The organism is Salinicola sp., assembly GCF_982684285.1.
The window spans coordinates 1-7,439 of sequence record NZ_CEXLVS010000210.1; the positions used below are offsets into that span (position 1 = coordinate 1).

A 7,439-nucleotide genomic window follows, 5' to 3' on the forward strand; every position below is an offset into this window, starting at 1 on the left:
CGTACGGAGTTTGCTCGTCCATTTCGAGGTCGACCTCGGAGTTGAAGCAAACATCGACTGAGCTCGTGTGGACGAAACGGCTCACGCCGTGCTCGAAGCAACCACGCAGCAGATTCTCGACGCTGACCTGGGTGCCCTCCTGGATGAACATGCGGGAGCCGCCCGTGCGCCAGGCATTTTCGCTCACGCTGACCATGTCGCTGTCGGAGATGCTGCCACCGTCGATCTCCTGCTCGACGATGTACGCCGTCATCATCTTGGTCAGACTGGCCGGCGGCAGACGCTGGTCCCCGTTGTGATTCACCAGCAACTGCCCCGTGGAGGCATCCATCAGCACCCAGGAAGAAGCCGCCAGATCCGGCGGCGATGGAATCAGCTGTCCCGGTTCCGGATTGGCCGTGGACATCTGGCTGTCGGGGGTGGGCTGCTGGGCGCCGACCGGTGATGAAAACAGCCCCAGACACAATGACGCTGAGATGACCAGGCGTGAAACAGACGAAGTGAACAACGCTTTCATGACAATCGGGTTCTCATTGGAAGAGGTTACTGTGTGGGCGCTACCAGGAACACCTGGCCGTAGCCGGCGTCTCGCAAGGTAGCTCTGATGGATTCGAGCGATGCCAGGTCATCGATGGGCCCGACCTGGACACGATAGAGAGGTGTCGCATTGTCAATGCGAACCGGTCGCGACAGCAAGCCCTGCAGGCGGCTTTTCAGCGCCTCCGCGTTGGCCTGAGAGCCCAGCGCGGCGACCTGAACGTAGCGCTGCCCGGCAGTCGAGCGCGTGGCGCCAGGCGCGGATGTGGCGTTGTCGGGCGACGCAGCTGCGGCATTGCGGGGTGGCGCGTAGGCGGCAGCCGTGGGGTCACCGTCCTTGGCCGCCGAGAGGATGGGATCGATGCTCGCCTCGTAGTTCACCGCCGTCCCTGCTGCCGACGTCGAGCCGGCCGGCCGGCTCGGCGCGGCCCGTTTCGATACCGCGGGAGTGGCGGACCGGGCTGCGACATCGGTCTGTCCGGAAGCGCTGCCCGCCGAATTCGATCGGCCATGGGTACGCGCCCACGCCACGGGGTCGATCGCCTCCACTTTCACCCGCCCCGTTCCGCCCTTCAGGATTCCCAACCGGGCTGCCGCCGCATAGGAGAGATCGATCAAGCGGTCGCTGTGAAACGGACCGCGGTCGTTGACGCGAACGATGACCTTGCGACCGTTGTCGAGGTTGGTGACCCGGGCGTAGGTGGGCAGGGGGAGCGAGCGGTGCGCCGCCGACATCTTGTACATGTCGTAGGTTTCGCCATTGGCGGTGTCGTAGCCCTGGAACTTGACCCCGTACCAGGAAGCACGGCCTTCCGCCGAGTATCCGGTCGGGTCGTCGAGCACATGATAGGTCTTTCCCCAGACACTATAGGTCGAGCGGTTGCCGCTCCTGGAGCGCGGCTCGACCCTGGGCACCGCGTCCGGCACGTTGGCGACGTCCTCGGGCGAGTCCGGGTACGCATCCTGATCCATCGCGTAGCGCCCGCCGCCCTGCTGGGAGCCGCCACCGCCGGCACAGCCCGCCAGTATCGACACCAGCACGATCATCGGCAAACCGCGCCATGTCATGCCTGGACGCGTCATGTTCTGTCATCCATGGCCGTTTGAATGCGCTGGGCCAGTGTCGCCACCGCCATGGCGTAGAGGTGACTGTGGTTGTAACGCGTGATGACGTGGAAATTGTCGAGACCCAGCACGTAGCGGACGTGGCCATCGGCGAAATCCAGCGCCAGCGGCACGACCTTGTCCTGCGGCTGCAGATTTCCCGCCGTGGGTTCGATACCCACGCGCTTCAGGGCTTCGACCGTGGTATCCGGCGGCTCGGTGCGGTTGAATTTCACATCGGGTGGCAGCGCCTCGGGGCCGCTGGCCTCGACCAGCACTGGCCGGTGTCGCTGCCAGCCATGCTCGCTGAAATAATTGGCGATACTGCCGATGGCATCGACCGGATCATTCCACAGGTCCTTCAAACCGTCGCCGTCGAAATCGACCGCGTAGGCCTGGTAGCTCGTCGGGATGAACTGGGGATACCCCATGGCACCGGCATAGGAGCCGTAGAGCGTCTGCGGGTCGACTCCCTGCCCCAGCGTGATTGCGAGAAAGGCCTCGAGTTCGCTACGGAAGAATCCACCCCGCGTGGGATGATGAAACGCCAGCGTCGACAGGGAGTCGAGCACGCGGTGCGTCCCCTTGTGCCGGCCGTACTGGGTCTCGACCCCCAAGATCGCCACCACGACTTCCGGGGGCACGCCGTAGCGCCGTTCGGCGCGCTCCAGGGCTTCCCGGTTGGCGTCGAGAAAGGCGACCCCCTGCCGTATCCGCTCGGGCTGTATGAAGATGTCGCGATACTCGTCCCAGCGCAGCCGCCGCTCCGCCGCGTGGCTCATCGCCTCCAGCACCTGGGGCCGATATCTCGCCGCCCGCATGGCCGCATCGAGTTCGCGCTCCGACACGCCCTGCCGGGACAGCGACTCCAGCATCGCCTTCACCTCGGGGTGGGTGGCGGGATCGAAATCCTCCTCGCCCTGCGCGGCCGCGCTCGCCATGCCCAGCAGCCCCACCAGCAGCAGAGTGAGGCTGAATCGAACTTCTCGTCTCCAACGCAGCGGCATGCGCGACTCGCTCCCTGATTGCGGCTTGTCCAGCGTCAGTGTGTCAACAGACGCCGGTGCGTATGAATCGACATGAGAATACCGAACCCGGCCATCAAGGTCACGCTGGAGGTCCCGCCATAGCTGACCAGCGGCAGCGGCACCCCGACGACCGGCAGAATGCCGCTGACCATGCCGATATTCACGAATACATAGATGAAAAACGTCAGCACGATGCTGCCGGCCAGCAGGCGTCCGTAGGTGTCCTGCGCGTTGTTGGCCATCACCAGCCCACGCGCGACCAGCAGCAGGTAGAGAACCAGGATGGTGCCCATGCCGATCAGCCCGAACTCCTCCCCGAGCACGGCGACGATGAAGTCGGTGTGGCGTTCGGGCAGGAACTCGAGCTGGGACTGGGTCCCCAAGCCCCAGCCCTTGCCTTCCAGCCCCCCGCTGCCGATCGCCGTCTTGGACTGGATGATGTTCCAGCCGGCGCCCAGCGGATCGCTCTCCGGGTTGAGGAAGGTCAACACCCGCTGGCGCTGATAGTCATGCATGTTGATCCACAGCAGCGGCATCGCGCCACCGGCCATCGCCACGAGCGTCACGATGAACTTCCAGGAAAGCCCCGCCAGCAGAATCACGAATACCGCGGCACAGGTGACCAGCAGCGAGGTCCCCAGGTCGGGCTGGCGAGCGATCAGCAACACCGGAACGCCGACGATCACCCCGCATACCAGAAGGTCCCGCCATGTGGGCGGCAGAGGTCGGCGGTGAAGATAGGCGGCCAGCATCATCGGCATGGCGATCTTCATCAGCTCCGAGGGCTGGAAGCGCAGCGGGCCGATCTCCAGCCAGCGCTGCGCCCCCATGCCGATGTCCCCCATGATCTCGACGGCGACCAGCATCAGCAGCCCCCCGCCATAGGCGACCGGCGTCCACCGGAGCAGCGTGACGGGGGAGAACTGCGCGATGACGATCGCGCCGAGCAGCGCGACCCCCATGCGGGAAGCCTGCGCCATCGTCGTCGAGGTCGACATCCCGCTGGCGCTGTAGAGCACCACCAGGCCAAAGGAGATCAGCAGCACCAGGATCGACAGCAACCAGGGATCGAGATGAATGCGTAGCCATATCGAGCGCTTGCGCCCGACTCGTGCCCGATGTGTTCGCGGTGCCACGCGCTGGAAATCAATCGCCATCGATACTCTCGACTTCTTCGTTGACCGTGGTGCCCGGTCGATTCTTCAGTTCGCCGTCCGGCAACAGCCAGGCATCGGTCAGTTCGCGCCCCAGACCGGAAACGCCGCCGCCGGCGTTCTCGACGATGACCGCGATCGCGATCTGCGGATCCTCGACCGGCGCGAAGCCGATGAACAGCGCGTGATCCCGAAGTCGTTCCGTCAGTTCGTCGGCGTCGTACTTCTGATTCTGCCCCAGCGAGAACACCTGGGCGGTACCGGTCTTCGCCGCCATCTCGTACTGCAGGCCGGCTCCCGCCTTGCGGGCGGTCCCCTCGGATCCCTGAAGTACCGCTTCCATCCCCTTGTAGACGTCCTGCCACCAGCGTGCCTGATCGACCTGAACGTCCGGCTTGGTGTCGGCGAAAGGCGGTTCGATGACTTGATCGCCAATCCGCTTGGCCAGATGCGGCCGAACCCAATGGCCATGGTTGGCCAGCGTGGCGGTGGCCGCGGCCAGTTGGAGCGGCGTGGCCATGAAATACCCCTGGCCGATACCCGCGGAGAGCGTCTCGCCGGGGTACCAGACCTGATTGTACTTCTCGCGCTTCCACTCGCGGGAGGGCATCAGGCCCGGGGCTGCGCCCTGCACATCCAGCGAGGTTACCTCACCGAAGCCGAACTGATGCATGAACGAGGAGAGTCGGTCGATGCCCAGCCGGTAGGCCATGGTGTAGAAGTAGGTATTGTTGGAGACCTCCAGCGCCCGCTCGAGATCGACTCGCCCGTGCCCCCAGCGCAGCCAGTTGTGGTAGCGCCGCGTGTCGTTGGGCAACTGGAAGTATCCGGGGTCATAGATGACGTCGTTGGGCTTGACCACGCCATCCTGCAACGCCGCCAGCGCCTCGAAAGGCTTGATGGTGGAACCGGGAGGGTACTGGCCCCGGACCGCGCGGTTGTACAAGGGCAGATCGAGATTCTGCTGCAGGGCCCGGTAGTCGTCGTAGGAGATGCCGGTCACGAACTTGTTGATGTCGAAGCCGGGCGCCGAGACCATCGCCAGGATGTCGCCGGTCTTGGGCTGGATCGCCACGATGGCGCCCCGCCGGCCATCCAGCAGGTCGTAGGCCATGTGCTGGAGGCGACTGTCGATGGTCAGGGTGATGTCCTTCCCGGGCACCGGCGGATCCCGGTCCAGCTCCCGCAGGACTCTCCCCCGCGCGTTGGTCTCGACCTTGCGCAGGCCCGCCTTGCCGTGGAGTTGATCCTCGTAGGTGTACTCGATGCCGGTCTTGCCGATGAAGTGGGTTCCCGCGTAGTCCCCCGAGTCCAGTTCGGCCAGCTCCTCCTCGTTGATCCGCCCGACGTACCCCAGCACGTGCGACATCACGATGGGGTCGGGATAGTAGCGCATCAACTGGGCCTCGACCTCGACGCCGCTGAGCAGGTATCGGTTCACCGCCAGGCGCGCGATCTGATCCTCCGTCAGGTCGCTCATCAGGAGCGCCGGCTGGTAAGGTCTCTGGCGCTGGCGGGAGCGCTCGCGGAAGGTCGCCACCTCGTCCTCGGGCAGGTCGAGAATATCGATCAGCCGCTGCAGCGTGGTATCGAGATCATCGACACGCTCACGCACGATCGTGAGGTTGTAGGTCGGCCGGTTCTCCGCCAGCAGCTTGCCGTTGCGGTCGTAGATCAGCCCGCGCCGGGGCGGCAGCGGCTCGACCCGCATGCGGTTGTTGTCGGACCGGGTGATGAAGACGTCGTGCTCGATGACCTGCAGGTAGAACAGGCGGGAGACCAGTGCCCCTGCCATCAGCACGATGACCAGAGCGGCGACCAGCGAGCGGTTACGGAAGACACGGGCTTCCAGCTCGTGATTCTTGATGTTTTCGCGGCGCTTACGCATGACGGGAATGGCGGTTCAGGGCATGGGAAGCCCCGGAGCGGGCATGGCGTCCAACGGCGTCGCTGTCGGCGGTATCGAATGGAAACAAGCGACTGACTCTCTGACTCAACGGTGGTACGGGTGCCCTGCAAGCAACGTCCAGGCGCGATAGAACTGCTCCGCCAGCACCACGCGCACCAGCGGGTGCGGCAGCGTCAGCGCGGAGAGCGACCAGGAGACCTGAGCCCGGGCGGCGACGCGGGGATCGAGGCCATCCGGGCCACCCACCACCAGCGCCACGTCCTGCCCTTCCAGCCGCCACGCGCCGAGGCGTTCGGCCAGTTGCTCTGTCGTCCAGGACTGCCCTTTGACCTCGAGCGCGACGATACGTTCCTGATCTTTCAGCTTTTCCAGCATCCGATCGCCCTCGGCCCGGACCGCCCGCACAATATCGGCATTCTTGCCACGGGCGCCAGGCGGGATCTCGACCACCTCGAGCGGCATTTCCCGCGGCAGACGCTTGCGATACTCATCGGCACCAGCCTCGACCCAGGCCGGCATGCGCGAGCCGACGGCCAGCAGCCGGATCTTCATCCCCGAAGCTCTTGCCGATCCGAGTCGCCAGTGGCTCGCCGGGCGTCGGCGGGCAGGTCGGCCCAGAGACGCTCGAGGTCGTAGAGCTGCCGGGTCTCCGGCATCATCACGTGGGCGATGACATCGCCCAGATCCACCAGCACCCACTCCCCGCTCTGCTGCCCCTCCACGCCCAACGGGCGGAGGCCGGCCTCCTTGGCTTTCTCGATCACGTTGTCCGCCAGTGCGGAGACGTGCCGCGAGGAGGTGCCGCTGGCGACGACCATGACGTCGGTGACGCTGGTCAATTCGGCCACGTCCAGCTCGACGACATCGCGCGCCTTCAGCTCCTCGAGCGCTTCCACCACCAATGATTTAAGCGTATCTGTCTGCATAGCTCCTCGTCATATAACCCCTTCCTGGGAAGGGAATCGCTACCCCCGGGATCCGGGAGAGGCGCATTTTACGCGGATGGACCATTAACGCCAGCCCCGCCCTCTCGATATCGCTCAGGAATGGCGATAGAGGGCATGGCTGGCGATATAGCGCTCCACCGCCTCGGGAATCAGATAGCGCACGCTGAGCCCTTGCTGCAGGCGTCGCCGCACTTCGGTGGCCGCGATGGCCATGCGGCTCGGCAGGCGCAGGCGCAGCAGATGGCCCCCGGGGGCGGCCATCATCGACGCCACCGTCGACACCTCCCGCCCCTCGATCAGCGAGGCCAGCGCCGGCTCCAGCGGCGCCTCGTGGTCGGGGCGGTCGATCACCACGATGTGCGCCAGCGACAGCAGCCGTTCCCGCTGGTGCCACTCCGGCAGGCCGAGGAACGCATCGTGGCCGACCGCCATGATCAGCCGCGCCTGACCGCCCCACTCTTCACGCAACGACGCCAGCGTATCGACGGAGTAGGAGTGGCCCGAGCGGCGCACCTCGCGATCGTCGGCCACCAGCCCCGGCGTGTCGCCGATACCGGCTCTCAGCATGGCCAGGCGGTGCTCGGCGGAAATCCCCGGCGCCATGCGGTGCGGGGGCACGTGAGCCGGGATCATGTGAACCGCGTCCAACGCCAACGCCTCTCCTAGCTCGACGGCACTGCGCAGGTGCCCCATGTGAACCGGGTCGAAGGTGCCACCCAGCATCGCTATACGTGGAATCGAGGCGTTCTGCACGTCAACT

General features: G+C 65.5%; 8 protein-coding genes. All 8 read right to left on the reverse strand.

What is annotated here, in order from left to right:
- A partial coding sequence (locus tag AC3AYF_RS16015; protein WP_487779995.1) for a D-alanyl-D-alanine carboxypeptidase family protein occupies window positions 1-517 on the reverse strand: 517 nt, incomplete at its 3' end.
- Window positions 518-543: 26 nt separating this feature from the next.
- Window positions 544-1,620, reverse strand: coding sequence for a septal ring lytic transglycosylase RlpA family protein (locus AC3AYF_RS16020; RefSeq protein ID WP_295037349.1), 1,077 nt, complete (start codon window positions 1,618-1,620; stop codon window positions 544-546).
- The gene (gene mltB, locus AC3AYF_RS16025; protein WP_295037347.1) at window positions 1,617-2,648 is read right to left on the reverse strand and encodes a lytic murein transglycosylase B; all 1,032 of its coding nucleotides are present in this window, start codon (window positions 2,646-2,648) and stop codon (window positions 1,617-1,619) included. Before mltB ends, AC3AYF_RS16020 begins: the two co-directional genes overlap by 4 nt.
- A 35-nt stretch (window positions 2,649-2,683) precedes the next feature.
- A complete protein-coding gene (gene rodA / locus AC3AYF_RS16030) occupies window positions 2,684-3,826 on the reverse strand; it encodes a rod shape-determining protein RodA (RefSeq protein ID WP_295037345.1) in 1,143 nt (380 codons plus the stop codon).
- On the reverse strand, window positions 3,816-5,711 hold the full coding sequence (mrdA, locus tag AC3AYF_RS16035; protein WP_295037343.1) for a penicillin-binding protein 2: 1,896 nt from the start codon (window positions 5,709-5,711) through the stop codon (window positions 3,816-3,818). Before mrdA ends, rodA begins: the two co-directional genes overlap by 11 nt.
- Before the next feature lie 105 nt (window positions 5,712-5,816).
- A complete protein-coding gene (rlmH, locus tag AC3AYF_RS16040; protein ID WP_295037341.1) occupies window positions 5,817-6,284 on the reverse strand; it encodes a 23S rRNA (pseudouridine(1915)-N(3))-methyltransferase RlmH in 468 nt (155 codons plus the stop codon).
- The gene (gene rsfS / locus AC3AYF_RS16045) at window positions 6,281-6,658 is read right to left on the reverse strand and encodes a ribosome silencing factor (protein WP_295037339.1); all 378 of its coding nucleotides are present in this window, start codon (window positions 6,656-6,658) and stop codon (window positions 6,281-6,283) included. The genes rlmH and rsfS overlap by 4 nt, the downstream gene beginning before the upstream one ends.
- Before the next feature lie 114 nt (window positions 6,659-6,772).
- Window positions 6,773-7,402, reverse strand: a complete 630-nt coding sequence (nadD, locus tag AC3AYF_RS16050; protein ID WP_295037378.1) for a nicotinate-nucleotide adenylyltransferase — start codon at window positions 7,400-7,402, stop codon at window positions 6,773-6,775.
- Between the last annotated feature and the right edge of the window lie 37 nt (window positions 7,403-7,439).

What these genes read in the sequence shown, in the direction of transcription:
- AC3AYF_RS16020 (WP_295037349.1), bottom strand. Translation starts at nt 1,620, where the DNA reads ATGACGCGTCCAGGCATGACATGGCGCGGTTTGCCGATGATCGTGCTG.
- mltB (WP_295037347.1), bottom strand. Translation starts at nt 2,648, where the DNA reads ATGCCGCTGCGTTGGAGACGAGAAGTTCGATTCAGCCTCACTCTGCTG.
- rodA (WP_295037345.1), bottom strand. Translation starts at nt 3,826, where the DNA reads ATGGCGATTGATTTCCAGCGCGTGGCACCGCGAACACATCGGGCACGA.
- mrdA (WP_295037343.1), bottom strand. Translation starts at nt 5,711, where the DNA reads ATGCGTAAGCGCCGCGAAAACATCAAGAATCACGAGCTGGAAGCCCGT.
- rlmH (WP_295037341.1), bottom strand. Translation starts at nt 6,284, where the DNA reads ATGAAGATCCGGCTGCTGGCCGTCGGCTCGCGCATGCCGGCCTGGGTC.
- rsfS (WP_295037339.1), bottom strand. Translation starts at nt 6,658, where the DNA reads ATGCAGACAGATACGCTTAAATCATTGGTGGTGGAAGCGCTCGAGGAG.
- nadD (WP_295037378.1), bottom strand. Translation starts at nt 7,402, where the DNA reads ATGCTGGGTGGCACCTTCGACCCGGTTCACATGGGGCACCTGCGCAGT.